Origin of the sequence: Clostridium sp. AM34-11AC, from assembly GCF_003435375.1 — a bacterium.
In the GTDB taxonomy this organism is placed as follows: Bacteria; Bacillota; Clostridia; order Lachnospirales; family Lachnospiraceae; genus Pilosibacter; species Pilosibacter fragilis.
This window is the reverse complement of sequence record NZ_QWGL01000012.1, coordinates 63,082-83,218: the sequence shown is the minus strand read 5'-3', so window position 1 is coordinate 83,218 and position 20,137 is coordinate 63,082. Positions and strand designations below refer to the sequence as shown.

14 protein-coding genes are annotated in these 20,137 nt (G+C 51.2%); 10 read left to right on the top strand and 4 right to left on the bottom strand.

Going from position 1 to position 20,137, the window contains the following annotated elements; translation table 11 throughout:
- Positions 1–314: 314 nt before the first annotated feature.
- Positions 315–791, bottom strand: coding sequence for a hypothetical protein (locus DW826_RS09265; RefSeq protein WP_015553573.1), 477 nt, complete (start codon positions 789–791; stop codon positions 315–317).
- Positions 792–1,078: 287 nt separating this feature from the next.
- On the opposite strand from DW826_RS09265, the gene addB reads away from it, so the two are divergent.
- Positions 1,079–4,627, top strand: coding sequence for a helicase-exonuclease AddAB subunit AddB (addB, locus tag DW826_RS09260; RefSeq protein ID WP_117552576.1), 3,549 nt, complete (start codon positions 1,079–1,081; stop codon positions 4,625–4,627).
- Positions 4,627–8,298 carry a helicase-exonuclease AddAB subunit AddA gene (gene addA / locus DW826_RS09255; protein ID WP_117472100.1) on the top strand — a complete coding sequence of 1,224 codons (3,672 nt, stop codon included), beginning with the start codon at positions 4,627–4,629 and terminating at the stop codon, positions 8,296–8,298. The genes addB and addA overlap by 1 nt, the downstream gene beginning before the upstream one ends.
- A 212-nt stretch (positions 8,299–8,510) precedes the next feature.
- Here the strand turns inward: addA and DW826_RS09250 are convergent, their stop codons facing one another.
- Complete coding sequence (locus tag DW826_RS09250; protein WP_117470727.1) at positions 8,511–9,131, bottom strand: hypothetical protein; 621 nt, start codon at positions 9,129–9,131, stop codon at positions 8,511–8,513.
- A 204-nt stretch (positions 9,132–9,335) separates the two neighbouring features.
- Between DW826_RS09250 and DW826_RS09245 the strand changes: the two genes are divergently transcribed.
- The 5 genes from DW826_RS09245 (at position 9,336) to DW826_RS09225 (ending at position 15,253) form a co-directional block, all read left to right on the top strand.
- Positions 9,336–10,262, top strand: a complete 927-nt coding sequence (locus tag DW826_RS09245) for an MBL fold metallo-hydrolase (RefSeq protein WP_117472102.1) — start codon at positions 9,336–9,338, stop codon at positions 10,260–10,262.
- A gap of 127 nt (positions 10,263–10,389) precedes the next feature.
- Positions 10,390–10,908, top strand: a complete 519-nt coding sequence (locus DW826_RS09240; protein ID WP_021904835.1) for a dihydrofolate reductase — start codon at positions 10,390–10,392, stop codon at positions 10,906–10,908.
- Positions 10,909–11,377: 469 nt separating this feature from the next.
- Positions 11,378–12,262, top strand: coding sequence for a sulfide/dihydroorotate dehydrogenase-like FAD/NAD-binding protein (locus tag DW826_RS09235; protein WP_015553565.1), 885 nt, complete (start codon positions 11,378–11,380; stop codon positions 12,260–12,262).
- Between the two features lie 22 nt (positions 12,263–12,284).
- Positions 12,285–13,679, top strand: a complete 1,395-nt coding sequence (gene gltA / locus DW826_RS09230; protein WP_015553564.1) for an NADPH-dependent glutamate synthase — start codon at positions 12,285–12,287, stop codon at positions 13,677–13,679.
- A 182-nt stretch (positions 13,680–13,861) separates the two neighbouring features.
- A complete protein-coding gene (locus tag DW826_RS09225) occupies positions 13,862–15,253 on the top strand; it encodes an MATE family efflux transporter (RefSeq protein WP_117552575.1) in 1,392 nt (463 codons plus the stop codon).
- Positions 15,254–15,354: 101 nt separating this feature from the next.
- Here DW826_RS09225 and DW826_RS09220 read toward each other — a convergent pair whose 3' ends face one another.
- Complete coding sequence (locus tag DW826_RS09220) at positions 15,355–16,374, bottom strand: GGGtGRT protein (protein ID WP_015553562.1); 1,020 nt, start codon at positions 16,372–16,374, stop codon at positions 15,355–15,357.
- Positions 16,375–16,505: 131 nt separating this feature from the next.
- Complete coding sequence (locus DW826_RS09215; protein ID WP_015553561.1) at positions 16,506–17,198, bottom strand: hypothetical protein; 693 nt, start codon at positions 17,196–17,198, stop codon at positions 16,506–16,508.
- A gap of 499 nt (positions 17,199–17,697) precedes the next feature.
- Here DW826_RS09215 and DW826_RS09210 point away from each other — a divergent pair, with 499 nt between their 5' ends.
- The 3 genes from DW826_RS09210 to rpoN all read left to right on the top strand — a co-directional run bounded on the left by DW826_RS09210 (position 17,698) and on the right by rpoN (position 20,071).
- On the top strand, positions 17,698–17,949 hold the full coding sequence (locus DW826_RS09210; RefSeq protein ID WP_015553560.1) for an acyl carrier protein: 252 nt from the start codon (positions 17,698–17,700) through the stop codon (positions 17,947–17,949).
- A gap of 139 nt (positions 17,950–18,088) precedes the next feature.
- Positions 18,089–18,742, top strand: a complete 654-nt coding sequence (gene nth / locus DW826_RS09205) for an endonuclease III (RefSeq protein ID WP_117503531.1) — start codon at positions 18,089–18,091, stop codon at positions 18,740–18,742.
- Positions 18,743–18,748: 6 nt separating this feature from the next.
- Positions 18,749–20,071 (top strand): RNA polymerase factor sigma-54, encoded by a 1,323-nt coding sequence (rpoN, locus tag DW826_RS09200; RefSeq protein ID WP_117503532.1) that lies wholly within the window; start codon positions 18,749–18,751, stop codon positions 20,069–20,071.
- Positions 20,072–20,137 lie beyond the last annotated feature (66 nt).

Here is a 20,137-nt window from a genome sequence, read left to right as displayed (position 1 = left end):
ATTTATCGTGTTAACAAGATTCTGATTTAGCGTGGTAAATTGTTATCATGGTGAAGAGTATACAGGAGGAAAATCGATTTGTCAAGTAGGTTATTAAAAAAATATGAAAAAATGTTACAGTTCAGTCATTACATCTTCTTGTTTCCATATTCATGAAAACAAGAAGCTTGGTGGTTCCACCATATGCTGATTTGGATGAAAAAGTGCTTATGCAAGCAAGCTTGCAACACACTTTCTCATTCAAACCAGCGCATGGCTGAACTGTAACAAAAAATACCCGGTGGTCTCAGAATAGAAATCACCGGGATTCAATATTACTGTTCAACTGCTTTGGAAAGCGCCGTCCGCACCGCCGACACCAGCGCCATGGAGGTATACTGGGATCCGGACGGATACTCCAGCCCCTCAAGACTCTGGTTTTCCAGGATCTGCGCCGCAATGGAATCCATGGAGGGTGCCATCAGGGGATACATAGTCTCAACGGAGTCACTCAAAGGCACGAGAGATACGGAGCGGATCCCTGTACGGTCCACTGTGACCTCCACATTGGCGTTCTCGCTGCCCAAAACGATGGGGGACGAATAAAGTCCCGGAACGTATGTAGCGGAGGCAGGAGCGGCCGATGAGGCGTTCTCGGCGGTCTGGTCTGCCGTGCTCCCGGAGATGTTGTCCTTCTTCGGGCGGAACATAAAGAGGAAGAGCATGATGAGGACGATGGCAAAACCGATAAAAAGTGCGGTGTAGATGATCTCCTTCATTCTGAGGACGATGATCTTTGTTTTTGAACTCATGGAATAGATCCTTTTCACGAAATATTTTGTATATTCTATGAGAACTGCAGGAAAAAGATTCATGATCCCGGAGCCGATAGGAGAGACGTAGGAGAAAAATCCGACTCCGGTAGCTGCGCGATAAAGAACTTGACAATTCTCTTCGGAGCATATACGGTTGAGAGAGAATGATATGTTCCGAGTGTCCGGATGCGCATACCGCGCGAAGGCGCAGACGGTCACAGAAGAGCGTGCACGGTGTGGAAACGTGCCAAGGCACATTCTTTTTCATATAGCAGGAGGATAACATGGGATTATGCATCATCGCCGGCGGTTCCGGTGCCGGAAAAACAGAATATATATACAGGAAGATCATCGAGCTGTCCGCGAAGGAACCGGAGGGCAGGTTTTTTGTGGTGACGCCGGAGCAGGCGACGATGCAGGCCCAGAAGGAGATCGTGAGACTCCACCCGAACCACGGGACGCTGAACATCGACATCGTGAGCTTTGAGCGCCTGGCCTACCGGATCTTCTCGGAGCTCTCCCTGCCGCAGCCGGAGGTGCTGGACGATACGGGCAAAAATATGGTCCTCAGAAAGCTTGCCGGGGAAAAGATGGACGAGCTCACCATGTTTTCCTCCCACTTAAACCGCCCGGGATTTATCAGTGAGATCAAGTCCATGCTTTCGGAGCTCTACCAGTACGGGGCGACTCCGGAGGATTTAAAGGCGCAGACAGCCGGGGAACATGTGGGACAGATTCTGGCTGCGAAGCTCTCGGATATGGAAGTGATCTTTGAGGCGTTCCGGGAGTTTACGAAGGAGAAATATATCACGCTGGAGGAACTTCTTGATGTGCTCTGCCAGGTGGCGGACCAGTCTGCACTTTTGAAGGACAGTACCATGGTTTTAGACGGCTACACGGGCTTTACGCCGGTCCAGTACCGGCTTATCGGGATTTTACTGAAACTTTGCCGGAATGTCTTTGTGACGGTGTCCGCGACGATGGAGCCGGGGATGGATCTTACGGCAGAGTCGGATGAGACGGATCTTTTTGATATGAGCCGGAAAATGACAGGAAAATTGAAACAGCTGGCGGAGGAAAACGGGGCGAAAATTTACCAGGACCTCGTCTTTTCCAAACGCCCGCTTGTTCGGTTCCGGAACAGCCCGGCTCTTGACCATCTTGAGAGGACGTTTTTCCGCTATCCGTATACCCGGTACTACGGCGGAGAGAGGGAGATTATGCTGGTTCAGGCAAAGGACCCGGCGGATGAGATTGACTTTATCACGAACCGGATCGAGGAGCTGGTGAAAAAGGACGGGTACCGCTACCGGGATATCGCCCTGGTCTGCGGGGATCTTCCGGGATATGGCCGGGAGATCACGAGAAGCTTTGAAGAGAATAGGATCCCGTTGTTCTTAGATGAAAACCGGGATGTGTCGGGAAATCCGCTGATCCGGCTGATCCAGAGCGCCCTGGATATTTTGCAGAAGGGCTTTGACTATGAGAGCATGTTCCGGTATCTGAGGACCGGGCTCGTGACAGAGGAGACGGAGGCCGTGGACCGGCTGGAGATCTATGTGCGGGCCATGGGGATCCGGGGATTTGCGAAGTGGGACGCGGCGTGGGAGAAGACCTTTGAGGGCGGAGAAAATTTAAATCTTGTGGAGATGAATGCGTTCCGGGAGAAGATCATGGAACCGCTCCGTGTTTTAAGGGAGCGCTGCGCCGGACGGGGAGTTCCGGTGGCGGTAGTGACGGATGCCTTAAAAGAGCTCCTGGAGATCCTGGGAGCCGAGGAAAAGCTGGAACAGTTTTCGGAGAGGTTCGCGGATTCCGGTATGGACCGGGAGGCGAGGGAGTACGAGGAGATCTATGGTCTTGTCATCGAGCTTTTCGAGAAGTTTAAGGGCCTGTTGGGCGATGAGTGCGTGTCAAGGAGAGAGTACGCGGAGATCCTTTCCGCGGGCTTTTTGGAGCTCTCTGTGGGAATGATCCCCGCGGGGGCGGACCGGGTGGTCTGCGGTGACCTGAAGAGAACGAGACTCGATAAGATCAAGGTCCTCTTTTTCCTCGGTGTGAGCCAGGGCGTGGTTCCGGCGGACCACTCGAAAGGCGGTCTTTTTACGGACAATGAGAGGGAGATCCTAAAGAAGAATTCTATGGAGCTGGCACCAACGGCCAGGGAAGAGGGCTTTATGGAACGATTTTACCTCTATCTCATGATGACGAAGCCGTCGGATCAGCTGATCTTATCTTACCCGACGGTGACGGCGGAGGGAAAACAGACACGGCCGTCCGGAATTATCGGGGAGATGAAAAAACGGTTCCCGGACCTCTTTATCCGGGAGACGGAAGCGGAAAAACGACCGGATGTTTCTGTGACGGCGGCGGGAAGAGCCATACTTTCCTGGCTTCAGGAGCCGGACCGGCTGATGGATCCGGAGAATGAGAAGGCGCGGGAGCTTTACAGTTTCCTGTCTTCCGATGAGGCGAAAGCGAAGGAGATGGAAGATCTCGCGAAAGCCGTGGCCTATTCTTATAAGAAAGGCGGCATCGGCCGGGCGGCGGCGAGAGAGCTCTACGGAACACTTTTAAGGGGCAGTGTGACGAGAATGGAAGGTTACGCTGGATGCGCCTACTCCCACTTCCTGAATCATGGACTTGGGCTCCGGGCGGGAAGGGAGTATGAGCTGGACCTCTCCGACATGGGAAATCTGTTCCACCAGTCCCTGGACACCTTTTTCCGCAATGTGCGTGACCATGGAAAGGATTTCCGGACCATCACGGACGCGGAGCGGCGAGCTCTCGTGAAGCGGGCGGTGGAGGAAGTCTCCGCGAAGTACCGGAACACGATCATGAAGAGTTCCGCGAGAAACGCCTACCTGGAAAAAAAGGTGGAGCGGATCACGGACCGGACGGTGCGTGCGCTGATCTACCAGATCCGGAAGGGCGATTTTGAGCCGGAGGCGTTCGAGGTGGATGTGAGCACGCGGATCCCGCTGAAGGATGGGGAAGCCGTGAACCTTCGCGGGCGGATCGACCGCATGGACGTGTTTGAGGATGAGGACAAGATCTATGTGAAGATCATGGACTATAAGTCGGGAAGCACGTCCTTTGACCTGGCGCTTTTGTACCATGGGCTGCAGCTCCAGCTTGTGGTCTACATGGACGCGGCGTTAAAGCTCCAGGAGAGCCGGCATCCGGGGAAACAGGCGGTTCCGGCGGGAATCTTCTATTACCATATCGATGATCCTGTGATCGACCGGGAGGACGGAATGACGGACGAGGAGATCGAGGCGGGAATCTTAAGGAAGCTCCGCATGAATGGTCTCGTGAACAGCAGTCTCGACGTGATCCGGCATATGGACCGGGAGATCGAGAAGGAATCAGATGTGATCCCGGTGGCACTGAAGGACGGGTATGTGCAGGAGTTAAAGTCCTCTGTGGCTGGAGGAAAACGGTTTGCCCATTTGACAGATTATGTAAATCAGAAGCTCAGGGAGATGGGCGAGGAGATTCTGGATGGAAATGTGGCAGTGGATCCCTACAAGCAGGGGAACCGGACGGCGTGCGATTACTGTCCGTACCACAGTGTGTGTGGGTTTGATCTGAAAACTGATGGGTATGGATTCCGGAGATTTAAGCCTATGAAGGCGCAGGAGATCTGGAAGGAGATCGACCAGGAAGAAGATGGGGAAGAGATGGATTCCGGTGCAGTGGAAGATGCTGCAGATAAGGTCGATCCTGTACAGCTGGATCCCGGTAAAACGAAGAAGAAAACTTTAGAGGGCATAGAAAGCGGGAAAAAGAAATCGCCTGGAAAAGAAAATGACGGAAAGGAGATTCTGTAATGGCGACAAAGTGGACAGACGAGCAGAAAAAAGTCATTGAGACGAGACACCGGAATCTCCTTGTCTCGGCGGCAGCAGGAAGCGGAAAGACGGCGGTCCTCGTTGAGCGGATCATCCGCATGATCACGGACCCGGAACACCCGGTGGATATCGATAAGCTGTTGGTCATGACCTTCACGAACGCGGCGGCGGCGGAGATGCGGGAGCGTGTGGAGACAGCTCTCGGAAAGCTTCTGGACGAGGATCCGGGGAATAAGAATCTGGAGCGCCAGAACACGCTGATCCACCACGCGAAGATCACTACCATCGACAGCTTCTGCTTAAACCTTCTGCGGGAACATTTCCACGAGCTGGACCTGGATCCTGGATTCCGGGTGGCGGACGAAGGCGAGCTGATGCTCTTAAAAGCCGATGTGATGAAGGAACTTCTGGAGGAATATTACGGAAGGGAAGATGAGCGGTTCATAAAGTTTGTGGATACCTACGCCACAGGGCGGACAGACGGTGGATTGGAAGAGTATATTTTAAAGGTATGGGAGTTCTCCCAGAGCAATCCGTGGCCGGGGGAGTGGATCGCGGCCTGCAGGAAGGAACTCTGGGCTGGCGGAACCGGTGAAGATGGGGATCCTATGGAGGAGACCGCATGGATGAAGTATCTGATCCAGGATGTGAAACGCCAGGCGGAAGAATTCTTAGACGGACTTTACGAGGCAGCGGATCTCGCGGCTGAGGAAGACGGTCCCCAGGCATACGCACCGATGTTAGCGGAAGACATCCGGGGAATGGAAGAACTCAGGGAAGCCGGGACTTACCAGGAGATTGCGGAGTGCCTTGAGGAGCTGAAGTTTGGAAGGCTGGCGGCTGTCCGGGGAAAAAATGTGGACCCGGAGAAGAAAGAACAGGCAGCGGCCTACAGGAACCTCGCAAAGGACGGCATCAAGAAGATGAAGGCATTGTACCTTCCAGGAGATATCGATGAGGTGTTCGCGGATCTCGACGCCTGCCGGGAGCCGATCCTGATGCTTTTGGAGCTTGCGGAGGAGTTTTCTGCGAAATTCCAGGAGGCGAAGGAGGAGAAAAACCTGGTGGACTTTAATGACCTGGAACATTTTGCGCTGGAAGTCCTCACCGGAGGCAGCCTGGATCATAAGCCGGGACTGGTGGCGGATGAACTCTCGGAGATCTACGAGGAGATCCTTGTGGACGAATACCAGGACAGCAACGAGGTCCAGGAGACGCTGATCCGCTGTGTTTCCAGGGAGCGGTTCGGGACGCCGAATGTGTTTATGGTGGGTGATGTGAAGCAGAGCATCTATAAGTTCCGTCTCGCGAAACCAGAGCTGTTTCTGGAAAAGTATGAGTCCTACGGGAAAGAGGACGGGCTGTACCAGAAGATTGAGCTCCACAAGAACTTCCGAAGCCGGCCGGAGGTGCTTTCCAGCATCAATGACGTGTTCTACCGGATCATGACGAAGCAGCTTGGCAATATTAAGTACACGGATGACGCGGCGTTGTATCCGGGGGCGGAATTTCCGGCACTGCCGGTGGACGGGCAGGCGAAGACGGAGGTCCTGCTTTTAAATACCGGGGATCCGCTGTTTGACGGCATGGACGAGGAGAAGGCGGATTATACCGCGAAGGAGGCGGAGGCGAGACTTATCGCCGGGGAGATCAAAAAACTCACGGATCCGGAACAAGGGATGAAGATCTTTAACGGGAAGACCGGGGAGTATGAGCCGTTAAAGAAGAAGGACATCGTGATCCTGCTCCGCAGTCTCTCCGGGTGGTCCGAGGAATTTTTAAGTGTCCTTGGGGCAGCAGGGATCCCCGCCTACGCGGATTCCAGGACCGGATATTTCACGGCGGTGGAAGTGGAGACCGTGCTCAACATGCTGGCACTCATCGACAATCCGATGCAGGATATTCCGTTAGCTGGTGTGTTAAAGTCGCCCATCGGCGGCATGAAGGACCGGGAGCTGGCCATCGTGATGGCGGAATTCAAGAAAAATCCGGACCGCGGGGAAGACGTTGGATTTTATGGGGCGGTGAAAAGATATTTGGAGAAACACGGGGAATCGGAGGAAGATGCGGTTATCTATCGCAAGTTGGCAGCATTCCAAAATCTCCTGACGACGCTGAGAGAAGAATCTATGTACCTCCCAGTCTCCCGCCTGATCTACCGGATCTTCGACCTCACCGGGTACGACAAGTACGCCGCCGCCATGCCGGCAGGAAAGACGAGGCAGGCGAACCTAGCCATGCTGGTGCAGAAAGCGGAAGATTACGAGAAGACCAGTTATCAGGGACTTTTCGACTTTATCCGGTACATCGAGAAGTTAAAAAAATACAACACCGACTTCGGTGAGGCTTCCCGCTCCGGGGAACATGACGACGCGGTGCGGATTATGAGCATCCACAAGAGCAAAGGTCTGGAGTTCCCGGTGGTGTTCTTAGCCGGATGCGGGAAGAAATTCAACAGACAGGACGCGAGAGGACGGATCCTGATCGACGAGGAGCTTGGAATCGCAGCGGATTTCTTCGACCCGGAGAAGAAGGTCAAGGCACCGACGTTAAAGAAAAATGTCCTGGCGAGACGGTCAAATCTGGAAAACATGGGCGAGGAGCTTCGTATCCTCTATGTTGCCATGACCCGTGCGAAGGAAAAACTGATCATCACCGCAGGCGACAAGTATATGGACAACAAGCTGGAAAAATGGGGTGGGATCCCGGCTGGCGGCTCGCTGCCGTTTACGATCTTAAGCGCGGCATCCTCCTATCTGGACTGGATCCTGATGGCGTCAAACGGGGCGAAAAACACCCTCGATGTGAAGAATGTTCCGGTGAAGGACCTTCTCGTGGAGGAGGCGAAGAACCAGGAGGAGAAGGCAAAGATCTATCTGGAACTGGAACAGCTGCGGAAAGCGCAGCCGGAGAAAATTCCGGGGCTCATCGGGGTAAAATATCCTTACGCGGCGGACCTTGCGCTGCACGCAAAGATGTCAGTTTCGGAGCTTAAGGAACAGGGGCAGTTTGTGGATGACGCGGAGAGTGCGTTTTTGATTAAGAACGTCAGGGAAAAAGAAGATTCAGAAATTATTGATAAAATGTCTGATACAGCGGCCGAAGAAAAAGCCAGAATAAAGCGTGCCTCCGACCGCGGTACCGCTTACCACCGTGCCCTGGAGCTGATCCACTTCGCGGAAATTTCCGGTTACGATGATATCGTGAAAGAACTCGACCGGATCCGTGAGGAAAAGCGGATGCAGGAGACCGCCATCGATATGGTCTATCCGGGCGTTTTGACGAAGTTTTTCCATTCAGATATTGCAGCCCGCATGAAACAGGCGGACCGGAACGGAAAATTGCGGAAAGAGAGCCAGTTTGTGGTGGGTATCCCTGCACGGGAGATGAACAAGGCGGATTCCGATGCGCTGATCCTGTTACAGGGTATCATCGACGCCTGGTTCGAGGAGGATGACGGTCTCGTACTTGTGGATTACAAGACAGACCGGGTAAAAGAAGGCGGAGAGAATATACTTCTGGACCGCTACCAGATCCAGCTCTTCTACTACGCAAAGGCACTTGCCCAGATCACCGGGAAAAAGGTGAAGGAAGCCGTGATCTACTCTCTGGCGCTGCAGAAAGAGATTCCGGTCCCGATCAATTTATGATAAGATATGATCAAAAACTGCCCGGCACCATAACTAAGGTGCCGGGCAGCGGTTTTTTATGTAACAGGAAATTCAGAGGAATTCCCTGTTACATAAAAAGGCACAAAGATGCGTACTCGCGCGAAGACGTAGATTGTCGCAAGTGACCGCGCGAGGCGCGAGAATGTGCCAAGGTACATTCTTTTTCAAGTTATGAAGTTATCACAAAAAAATTAGTCCGCAATGATCAGCTCTTTTGCATACGGCAGAGTCCCGATCCAGTCACAGAAGGTATGCCACTCCACAAGCTTGTGAGCCTTTCTCGCATGATAAATATTGACGAGTGTCTCATAGTTCATCGTGCAGGTGCGCATCTGGTTGTAGCTGGACGGGAGAAGCTGGATCATGTCGTACCAGTCCTCCTTATTTTTTCCCTCGTTCATGTATTTCAGACGGATCTGCTCAAGGCGGTCTACAACGGTCTGCATGTAAGCGAGAGTGTCCGGAGTCATATGGTCATGGCTGAAATCATCGATGTCGAACGGCTTGGAGTGGATTTTATGCATGGTGCTTGTGGAGTTTGCAACAGTCGCCACTTTGTAGGTGTCATATTCCTTCCACCAGTAGAGCGGAGCCGTAATATCCACGGATACAAAGATCTGGCGGATAAACTTTCTGTGGTCGCTTCCAGCCATGCGGAGACGCTTCGCAAGATCGAGATCGTTCGGTCCAAAGACAAAATCTCCGTCCTCATTATAGCTGCTGTCCATACGTCCCCAGCTGTTCATCGGGTTTCTTGCGCCGCGCATGGCATTTTCAAAGTTCATGACGCTTGTGCGTTCAAATTTTATCATAATGTGTTCTCTCCTTGGTTAAAGTCTGGCGAAAAGCAGTCCGGTGCTTCCGAGCACCGTCCACACCGCCGGATGCATTCCCATTATAACGGCTTTTTTTTGTATACACAAGATGAAAACTTGCCAATCACAGAGAAATTCATTATAATAGGGATTCGAAAAAAAGAATGGACTTCGGCGTGTGCCGGTTGAACGGAGGACAAAATGAAAAACGACTATATCGTCTGCGTCTGCGGAGACGCGAGCCGGGCGGCTTACCTCATAAAGGGAGAAAAAAACGTGCTCTTTGACGCCGGAATGGCATATTCTGCGGACAAAATGATCGAAAATATAAAACGGGAACTGGGAGACAGGCCATTAGACGCGGTTCTCCTGTCCCATTCCCATTATGACCATATTTCCGGTGTCCCGTTTCTCAGAAAGGAATGGCCGGATCTTGTGGTCTATGGAAGTGCTTACGCAAAGAAGATCCTGGAAAAACCGTCAGCAAAAAAGACGATGCGTGAACTCTCCGACGCGGCAGCGCAGGGGGCCGGACTTACAAAAGCCCCGGACTACCGGGATGAAGATCTTGTGGTAGACAAGGTCGTAAAAGAGGGAGATATCCTGGATTTCGGTGATCATAAGATCACGGTATTCGAGACACCGGGACACACGAAATGTTCCCTGTCCTACATGGTAGACCATGATGTGATCTTTGCGAGTGAGACTGTGGGTGTGACCACCAGCGAGGTTTACATGCCATGCTATCTTGTAGGGTATCAGATGTCTCTGGACGCGGTGGAAAAGCTGCGCCATGCGGGAGCAAAAAGGATATTCATCACCCATGTGGGGATCCTGACACCGGAGGACGCAGGGACAGCGCTGCTTCCGGGATTAAAGAAGGAAGAATTTTCCGCGGACCGGGTATGGGATTATCTGGAAGCGGGATTAAAACGGACAAAAGATGAGATCGTTGAGATCATCAGGAAATACCCCACAGAGGAAGAGCAGCTGAAAATCATGCTCGCAACATACCATAAAGGCGTAAAGCAGGAAGAACAGCCGGATTTTGCGTTTCTCTTAAACGCGGCGGCGACATTGAAGGTCATCCGGCGGGAATGCATGAATGACGCGGATCCAGAACGATAAAATGTTAAAAAATGAAATAAACAGCGTAACTGCTGCCGTGGACCAGGAAAAAACTGTCGGTGGCAGGTTCAGCAGGCGAAGGTACGGAACAGTTACGAAACGGCAGGATATAAAGGAGGAAACAGCCATGAATATCATTGCGGCAGTAGATAAACACTGGGCCATTGGAAACAGAGGAAAACTCCTGGTGACGATCCCGGATGACCAGAAGCTTTTCCGTGAGGAGACAAAGGGAAAAGTGATCGTCATGGGAAGAAAGACACTGGAAAGTCTTCCGGCAGGACAGCCATTGGCAGGACGAAAAAATGTAGTCCTCACGAGAGATGAGGCGTACAAAGTAAAAGGATGCGAGATCTTTCATAATTTAAAGGATGCCATGGAATTCTTAAAGCAGTTCAAGTCGGAGGACATCTACATCATTGGCGGCGCTGAAATTTACGAGGCATTCCTCCCGTACTGCGACACAGCCCACATCACATGGATCGATTACGAGTACATGGCGGATACCTGGCTTCCGAACCTGGATAAAGACCCGGACTGGGAAGTTACAGCGGACAGCGATGAGCAGACATATTTTGATCTCTGCTATGAATTCCGCAGATATGAGCGGACTGGAAAGAAAGCGCTGGAACTGGGAGAAGTCTAGAAATTGTCAGGTACAGCTGCAGAAAAGAAGTGGGCTTGTGAAAATAATCGTAACTATTCAGTACCTTCCTAGTTACGTGCAAAAATCCATTCCAGATCAGCTTCGCTGATGGGATTTTTGTCTTCCAGTCTATGTTTTCTTACGGTCAGCGCAGCAAGTGCGCAGAACTACTGAACAGTTACAAATAATCACTGCGTTACAGGAAAGTGATACAGAAGTACAGAAAAATAAAGGAAACTATGTTGCGCATCCAGGCAAAAGATGATAAAATATCTCTAATACTGCCGTATTGCTGTAAGAACAGCGGGCAATAAGTGTGTGTGAATGGTCTGATATCCGAAAACACATCGGAGTCAGATCTGCAATCAGTGTGTGATGGATGAGAAAGCAGCCATTGTGCTGCAATCGTATGACTTCTGTGCCGAAAATCTCAGGTGCAGAAGGACTCAGGAAACAGGAGGTATGGGATATGTACCCTATTTTAGAGGCAAAAAAGCTTGCAGATAAGATCTATCTGATGGTCGTAAAAGCCCCGAGAATTTCCGCGAACTGCAAACCGGGCGAGTTTGTGATCGTGAAGATGGATGAGAAGGGCGAGCGCATTCCGCTTACGATCTGTGATTATGACCGTGAGAAGGAGACGATCACCATCGTATTCCAGACAGTGGGCGCGTCCACAGAGCGTATGTCCGCGTTACAGGCCGGAGATTCCTTCCGCGACGTTGTCGGACCGCTTGGAAATCCGTCTGATTTCGTAAAAGAAGATATCGAAGAATTAAAGAAGAAAAAATATCTGTTTGTTGCGGGCGGTGTCGGAACCGCTCCGGTATACCCGCAGGTAAAATGGTTAAAGGAACATGGGATCGATGTCGATGTCATCATGGGATCCAAGACAAAGGATCTGCTGATCCTTGAGGAGGAGATGAAGGCTGTTGCCGGAAATCTCTATGTGACAACAGATGACGGCTCTTACGGACACAAGGGAATGGTTACCGAGGTCATCAAGGATCTTGTAAACAATCAGGGCAAGAAATACGATGTCTGCGTTGCGATCGGACCGATGATCATGATGAAATTCGTATGTCTTCTCACAAAAGAACTTGAGATTCCGACAGTCGTAAGCTTAAACCCGATCATGGTAGATGGAACCGGTATGTGCGGTGCCTGTCGTGTGACCGTAGACGGCAAGGTGAAATTCGCCTGCGTAGACGGACCGGAATTTGACGGACATGCCGTAAACTTCGACGAAGCAATGAAACGTCAGCAGATGTATAAGACCGAGGAAGGCCGTGCACTTTTAAAACTCCGTGAGGGCGATACCCACCACGGCGGATGCGGTAACTGCAGCGAATGATCGGTGATATGGAGGAAATGACATGGATGGAATGAAAAAAGTCCCGGTAAGAGAGCAGGAGCCGAAGGTTCGCGCAACGAACTTCGAGGAAGTCTGCTATGGATATAATGAAGAAGAGGCTGTCGCAGAGGCGTCCAGATGCTTAAACTGCAAAAACGCGAGATGTGTACAGGGATGTCCGGTTAAGATCGATATCCCGGCATTCGTAAAAGAAGTAAAAGAAGGAAATTACGCAGAGGCTGCAAAGGTCATCGGCAGATCCTCCGCGCTTCCGGCTGTCTGCGGACGTGTCTGCCCGCAGGAGAGCCAGTGTGAGGGCCAGTGTGTCCGTGGCATCAAGGGCGAGGCTGTCTCCATCGGTAAGCTCGAGCGTTTCGTGGCTGACTGGTCCAGAGAGAACGGTGTTGTTCCGGAGAAGCCGGAGAAGACAAACGGCATCAAGGTCGCTGTCATCGGTTCTGGTCCGTCCGGTCTTACCTGTGCAGGTGATCTCGCGAAACTCGGCTACGAGGTAACGATCTTTGAGGCACTTCACGAGCCGGGCGGAGTTTTAACCTACGGTATCCCGGAATTCCGTCTCCCGAAACAGGGTGTCGTACAGCCGGAGATCGAGAACGTGAAGAAGCTCGGTGTTGATATTGAGACAAACGTAATTATCGGTAAGTCTGTAACGGTCGACGAGCTGATGGACGAGGAGGGCTACAAGGCAGTCTTCATCGGTTCCGGTGCCGGACTTCCGAGATTCATGGGAATCCCGGGTGAGAACGCGAACGGCGTATTCTCCGCGAACGAGTACCTCACAAGAAGCAACCTGATGAAGGCGTTCCGCGATGACTACGATACTCCGATCGCAGCAGGAAAGAAGGTTGCTGTTGTCGGCGGTGGAAACGTTGCGATGGATGCAGCGAGAACCGCTCTCCGTCTCGGTGCGGAGGTTCATATCGTATACAGAAGAAGTGAGGCTGAGCTTCCGGCAAGAGCGGAGGAAGTTCACCACGCAAAGGAAGAGGGAATCATCTTCAACCTCTTAACAAACCCGACGGAGATCCTGACCGATGAAAAGGGCTGGGTAAAGGGCATGACTGTAAGAAAGATGGAACTCGGCGAGCCGGATGCATCCGGAAGACGCCGTCCGGTAGAGATCGAAGGTTCCGACTACACCATCGATGTCGATACCGTCATCATGGCTCTCGGTACTTCCCCGAACCCGCTGATCTCCTCCACAACAGGTGGACTTGAGATCAACAAGCACAGATGCATCGTTGCAGATGAGGCAAATGGCCAGACATCCCGCGAGGGTGTATTCGCAGGCGGAGATGCCGTAACCGGTGCCGCTACCGTAATTCTCGCCATGGAGGCAGGAAAAGCAGGAGCACGCGGAATCCATGAGTATCTGAGCGGTAAGAAAGCAGAATAATAAAAAGCAGGCCGTATACCGGGTCCGCTGACGTGGTCCGGCTGCGGGTGCGTAAATCATAATTATATAGAGAGCTGCCGTTGGAAGGGGATTCTTCCGCTGGCGGCTCTTTATGCTTATACGTGGGAGCACGTAGTGCGGAGCAATTCGGTATAGGAAATAGAGGAAACGGAGGAAAAAATATGAGCAGTCCCATGACCCAGGAGCAGCGCTACATAAAAATGACAGAGACACCGATTTCACGGCTGATCCCGAGCCTTGCGGTACCAACGATCATCAGCATGCTGGTGACATCCATCTACAACATGGCGGACACCTTTTTTGTGAGCCAGATCAGCACCAGCGCATCGGCCGCTGTGGGTGTCAGCTATTCCCTTATGGCCATGATCCAGGCCCTGGGATTTACCCTCGGAATGGGAAGCGGAAACTATCTATCGAGAGTCCTCGGAAGCCGGGATACGGAAAAAGCGGAGCGGATTGCCTCCACGGGATTTTACTCCGCAATTTTTGTGGGACTTCTGTTTGCGCTGATCTGCCTGCCGAATCTTGACCGGGTGGTGCGGCTTTTAGGAGCTACCGATACCATCGCGCCATATGCGAAGGATTATGCCAGATACATTTTGATCGCGGCTCCGGTGATGACGGGAGCATTATCCATGAATAACCTTTTAAGATTTCAGGGACTGGCGGTTTACTCCATGATCGGGATCACCACCGGAGGAATCTTAAATATGATTTTAGACCCGATCTTTATTTTCGGTCTGGACCTCGGAATTTCCGGCGCGGCGCTGGCAACAGCGATAAGCCAGTGCATCAGCTTCGGGATCCTGTTTTTCCAGAGCTTATTAAGAAAAGATTGTGTCCATTTAAAGCCGGGAAAGATCACACTCTCCCTTTCACTCTACGGAGAGATCCTCCACGGAGGAATCCCATCCCTCTGCCGTCAGGGCGTTGCAAGTATTGCCACTGCGGCATTAAACCTTGCGGCAAACCCCTTCGGGGACGCGGCAATCGCGGCACTTTCGATCGTGAGCCGCTACATGATGTTTATCGGCTCCGCCATGATCGGATTCGGGCAGGGCTTCCAGCCGGTGTGCGGATTCAACTTCGGAGCGAAGCGGTATGACCGTGTGCTGGAGTCCTTCTGGTTCTGTGTGAAGGTTTCAGCGGTATTTCTGATGACACTGGCGGTTGTAAGCTTTATCGGCGCGCCGCAGATCATGCGGGTGTTCCGGAAGGAGGATCTTGACGTGATCGAGATTGGAACCTGGGCGATGCGGTTCCAGTGCCTTACCCTGCCGCTTTCCGCCTGGATCATCATGTCCAACATGCTGACCCAGACCATCGGATACGGATTCCGGGCGTCCTTTGTCGCTGCAGGCCGTCAGGGACTGTTCCTGATCCCGGCCCTGTTCGTTCTTCCGGTCCGGTTTGGAATCCGGGGGCTGCAGTGGTGCCAGCCGGTGGCGGATGCTCTGACGTTTGTGCTGGGAGCGGTGATCATACTTGGGATTTTGAAGGAGCTGAAAGGAAAAGCAGCGGAAGCGGATAAAGAACCGCGGAATGTGGCCTGAATATAGATTTTTGAGTGAAAATATGTATGAAGAAAGGGAGAGCAGCGATGCTCTCCCTAAATATTATATTTAAGCTAAAAGTCCCATAAAATAAGGATTTTTTAGAACTTACCTTCATCAGCAGCCTGCTGTACGGAAACAGCAACAGCAACTGTCGCACCAACCATCGGGTTGTTGCCCATACCGATCAGACCCATCATCTCAACGTGAGCCGGAACGGAGGAGGAACCTGCGAACTGTGCGTCAGAGTGCATACGGCCCATGGTATCTGTCATACCGTAGGAAGCCGGACCTGCTGCCATGTTATCCGGGTGAAGAGTACGGCCTGTGCCGCCGCCGGATGCTACGGAGAAGTACTTCTTGCCTTTCTCTACGCATTCCTTCTTGTATGTACCTGCAACCGGATGCTGGAAACGTGTCGGGTTTGTGGAGTTACCGGTGATGGAAACGTCTACGCCCTCTTTCCACATGATCGCAACACCCTCTGTTACGTCGTTAGCACCGTAGCAGTTTACCTTTGCGCGCGGGCTCTCCGGATCTGTGGAGTAGCATTTGCGGAATACTTCCTCAACCTCGCCGGTATAGTAGTTCATTTTTGTCTCAACATATGTGAAGCCGTTGATACGGGAGATGATCTGTGCCGCATCTTTTCCAAGACCGTTTAAGATAACGCGGAGCGGTTTTTTACGAACCTTGTTTGCTTTCTCTGCGATACCGATCGCGCCCTCAGCAGCAGCGAAGGATTCGTGTCCTGCGAGGAAGCAGAAGCAGTCGGTCTCTTCCTCAAGGAGCATCTTACCGAGGTTACCATGTCCAAGACCTACTTTTCGCTGGTCAGCAACGGAACCCGGGATACAGAAAGCCTGAAGACCTTCACCGATCGCAGCAGCAGCGTCTGCGGCACGGCGGCAGCCTTTCTTGATCGCGATCGCAGCGCCTACTGTGTAAGCCCAGCATGCGTTCTCAAAGCAGATCGGCTGGATCTTCTTTACCTGATCATATACGTTAAGGCCAGCATCCTTTGTGATCTTCTCAGCTTCTTCGATGGATGCGATGCCATAGCTGTTTAATACGGAATTGATCTTGTCAATTCTTCTCTCATAGGATTCAAATAATGCCATTTTATTCTCCTTCTTCCATTAAACCTCACGGAAATGTCACGTCAGTTATTCTTTGTGAAAACGGGAAACGCGAACTCCGCGCTGCTCCGTTTGCGTAGCGTAAAATTTCCCACAAGGCGTGAAATTTTACTTTACTCCTGACGCGGATCAATGATCTTCACTGCATCTGCTACGCGGCCGTACTGTCCTTTTGCCTTCTCGTAAGCAGTTGTCGGATCGTCGCCTTTTTTGATGAAGTCAGTCATCTTGCCAAGGTTTACGAACTGGTAACCGATGATCTGGTCCTCAGCGTCAAGAGCGATACCGGTTACATAGCCTTCAGCCATCTCAAGGTAACGCGGTCCTTTCTTTAAAGTACCGTACATGGTACCAACCTGGGAACGGAGACCTTTACCGAGGTCCTCAAGACCTGCGCCGATCGGAAGTCCTTCTTCGGAGAATGCGCTCTGAGTTCTTCCGTAAACGATCTGGAGGAAGAGCTCTCTCATTGCTGTATTGATCGCATCACAGACAAGGTCTGTGTTTAATGCTTCGAGGATCGTTCTGCCCGGAAGGATCTCTGCTGCCATAGCTGCGGAGTGGGTCATACCGGAACATCCGATGGTTTCTACAAGTGCTTCCTGAATGATACCCTCTTTTACATTCAGGGTCAGCTTACAGGCACCCTGCTGCGGAGCACACCAGCCAATACCGTGTGTCAGACCGGAAATATCTTTGATTTCCTTAGACTGTACCCATTTCGCTTCCTCCGGGATCGGAGCTGCGCCATGGTTCACGCCCTGCGCAACCGTGCACATCTGTTCTACTTCATGTGAATAAATCATGTTGAGACTCCTTTCAATATATGGTTCTTAATGCTCGTTAAAAAAATCACATCATACCCGTTTCATTTTCTCACAAAAATCATGTTTCGTCCATACCTTTTTCCAAAATATTCAAATTTTGAGAAGTAATTTTAACAGAAATCGGAGTTATGACAGGACAGCAGAACCCGGGATTTCTTATAGTGGAACGAGTTCTATATCTCGGAAAATCATGTTCTAAATATGTCTTGGCACATCCATATGCCTGGCATAGATGTTCGCGGCGGCAAGCAATTTCATACTGGTGTGCATTGCAGATTACTGTACACGGGTAGGAATTTTCTGAACTGAAAATTCCGTACAGGACAGTAGTGGTAGTGGATTTTGCCGATTTGGCATGCGGCATCTTTTTGAAAGGAAAATCATTGTAAACCAGACATTTCAGCGTTATACTAAAAGGAACGTAACTTCGTCTTCCTGGATCTTCAGATCCTGGGAGCACATAAACGGAGGTGGATAAATGGATCCTCAAAAAAATGATCTGACAGAACAGGAAGAACTGAAAATTCTCGGAGAGATCCTGGAAGCGTACATCGACACACCGATCGAAAAAGACGCATTTCTGATCAGTGATCTCGGGCTTGATTCCTTCCTGATCGTATACTTTATATCGGAAGTGGATGACCGGTTCGGCGTGACGATTGAGATGCCGGAACATGTGGAATATATGACGGTCCAGGACGTGCTGGATCAGCTGAATCAGAAAAACTGACTGCCTGAAAATTGCGGACAGCATCAAATTCTAGAACAACTGCCGAAGAAAATTTTGGCTGGTGTCTATGAAAAACATAAACGGCAGCTGATTTTGGACATGCGGGGAAAACAGGCAGGAAATATACAGGAGCATACATATGGAAAAAACACTTGAAGAAAAGAAGGAACTTGCGGCAAAAGTGATTGCGGCATTAAAAAAAGAATACCCGGATGCCGACTGCACCCTGGATTACAACGAGGCGTGGAAACTTTTAGTCAGTGTCCGTCTTGCGGCTCAGTGTACCGACGCCAGAGTCAATGTGGTAGTCCAGGATCTCTACAAAAAGTTTCCGGATGTGAAGGCATTGGCGGAAGCAGATGTGGACGAGATCGAGGAGATCGTCCGCCCCTGCGGCCTTGGAAGAAGCAAGGCCCGGGACATCAGCGCCTGCATGAAGATTCTTTACGAGCAGTATCACGGAAACGTACCGGACGATTTCGATGCCCTCTTAAAGCTTCCGGGCGTTGGAAGAAAGAGTGCAAACCTTATTATGGGGGATGTATTCGGGAAACCGGCGATCGTCACTGATACCCACTGTATCCGCCTGACGAACCGGATCGGTCTTGTGGATGGGATCAAGGAGCCGAAAAAAGTGGAGATGGCTCTCTGGAAGATCATCCCGCCGGAAGAGGGCAATGATTTCTGCCACAGACTTGTAGAACATGGCCGGGCTGTCTGTACAGCGCGGACGAAACCGTACTGTGACAAATGCTGTCTGGCAGAATTTTGTGAGAAGAACGGAGTGGAGTAAAGAGACATGGAGATAAAGACAGGAATTTCATTGCAGACAAAGCAGCAGCTTTCGCAGCTTCAGGTAGAGTCTCTGAATATTCTGGCAATGTCCATGACGGAGTTAAAGGATTTTCTGCAGAATGAGGAGATCGAAAATCCGCTGGTGGAATATACATCGGGAAAAGAAGAAGCAGCGCCGATTACCTATAAAGAGACGGAACGGTTTTACAATGGTACAGACCGGGATGAGAGAAGGGAAAATGAGCTGTACGAGATTGAGGACAGCGAGAAATCATTGGAAGACCTTGTGAATACGCAGCTCCAGTGGGAGCAGATCGGGGAGACGGAACGAAAGATCGTGGACTTCTGTATCCAGTCCCTGGAACAGAGTGGATATCTGATGATTCCGCCTAAAGATATTGCGAAAGATCTTGGAGTTGCGGAAGAACAGGTGGAGGAAGTTCTCTCTATGTTGAAGGAGCTGGAGCCGCAGGGACTCTTTGCGTCAGGACTTGAAGAATGTCTTCTGATGCAGGTTCGTGGGATGGACGAGGAAGAACTCCTGTCCGACATAATAAGGAACCATCTCCAAGACATCGCGGAAGGAAAGATCAGCACGATCTCGCGGGGCTTGAAAATCTCTTCAGCAGAGGTGAGAAAACTGATCCATGTGATCAAGAACTTAAATCCGCGCCCATTAAATGGGATCGGCGGTGAGAAAGCCCAATATATTCTCCCGGATGTGATCCTGGAGTTTCAGGATGGGCAGTGGAACATCGAACTGAATGATAAATGGACTGGAAATCTCCAGGTCAGCGATTTCTACATTCATATGATGGAGACCGCCCAGGATGAGGAATTAAAATCATATTTTGAGAATAAACTGCGCAGAGCCCGCTTTATTATGAACGCGGTGGAGCAGCGCAGAACAACAATTTTGGGAATCACACGGGAAATCCTGAAACGACAAGAAGATTATTTCCTCGGAAAAGGTCAGCTGAAACCGATGACACTGGAGGATATCGGCGATGTACTGGAGATCCACAAATCCACGGTCAGCCGCGCGATCCGTGACAAATATCTGAGAGTGCCGTCGGGATGTGTCCTGTTCCGCAGCTTATTTACGACTGGAATCGTCTCATCGGACGGAAACGGCGATGTGAGCAGAAATACAGTAAAGACAAAGCTGAAAGAACTGGTTGCGGCGGAGGATAAGAAAAAGCCCTGGAGCGATGAACAGCTCGCGGGTCTCTTACAGGATGCAGGAATGCCGATATCGAGAAGAACCGTTGCCAAGTACCGGATGGAGCTTGGAATTGGAGGCGTGTTCCAGAGAAAAGATGGATAAGGGTAACTGTTCAGTAGGTCTGCGCACTTGCTGCGCTGACCGTAAGAAAACTTGGGCTGGAAGGTA

Coding starts and splice junctions, on each gene's coding strand:
- addA (WP_117472100.1), top strand. CDS start 4,627: ATGGCGACAAAGTGGACAGACGAGCAGAAAAAAGTCATTGAGACGAGA.
- DW826_RS09225 (WP_117552575.1), top strand. CDS start 13,862: ATGAGCAGTCCCATGACCCAGGAGCAGCGCTACATAAAAATGACAGAG.
- DW826_RS09210 (WP_015553560.1), top strand. CDS start 17,698: ATGGATCCTCAAAAAAATGATCTGACAGAACAGGAAGAACTGAAAATT.
- DW826_RS09245 (WP_117472102.1), top strand. CDS start 9,336: ATGAAAAACGACTATATCGTCTGCGTCTGCGGAGACGCGAGCCGGGCG.
- DW826_RS09215 (WP_015553561.1), bottom strand. CDS start 17,198: ATGATTTATTCACATGAAGTAGAACAGATGTGCACGGTTGCGCAGGGC.
- rpoN (WP_117503532.1), top strand. CDS start 18,749: ATGGAGATAAAGACAGGAATTTCATTGCAGACAAAGCAGCAGCTTTCG.
- DW826_RS09235 (WP_015553565.1), top strand. CDS start 11,378: ATGTACCCTATTTTAGAGGCAAAAAAGCTTGCAGATAAGATCTATCTG.
- DW826_RS09265 (WP_015553573.1), bottom strand. CDS start 791: ATGAGTTCAAAAACAAAGATCATCGTCCTCAGAATGAAGGAGATCATC.
- addB (WP_117552576.1), top strand. CDS start 1,079: ATGGGATTATGCATCATCGCCGGCGGTTCCGGTGCCGGAAAAACAGAA.
- gltA (WP_015553564.1), top strand. CDS start 12,285: ATGGATGGAATGAAAAAAGTCCCGGTAAGAGAGCAGGAGCCGAAGGTT.
- nth (WP_117503531.1), top strand. CDS start 18,089: ATGGAAAAAACACTTGAAGAAAAGAAGGAACTTGCGGCAAAAGTGATT.
- DW826_RS09220 (WP_015553562.1), bottom strand. CDS start 16,374: ATGGCATTATTTGAATCCTATGAGAGAAGAATTGACAAGATCAATTCC.
- DW826_RS09240 (WP_021904835.1), top strand. CDS start 10,390: ATGAATATCATTGCGGCAGTAGATAAACACTGGGCCATTGGAAACAGA.
- DW826_RS09250 (WP_117470727.1), bottom strand. CDS start 9,131: ATGATAAAATTTGAACGCACAAGCGTCATGAACTTTGAAAATGCCATG.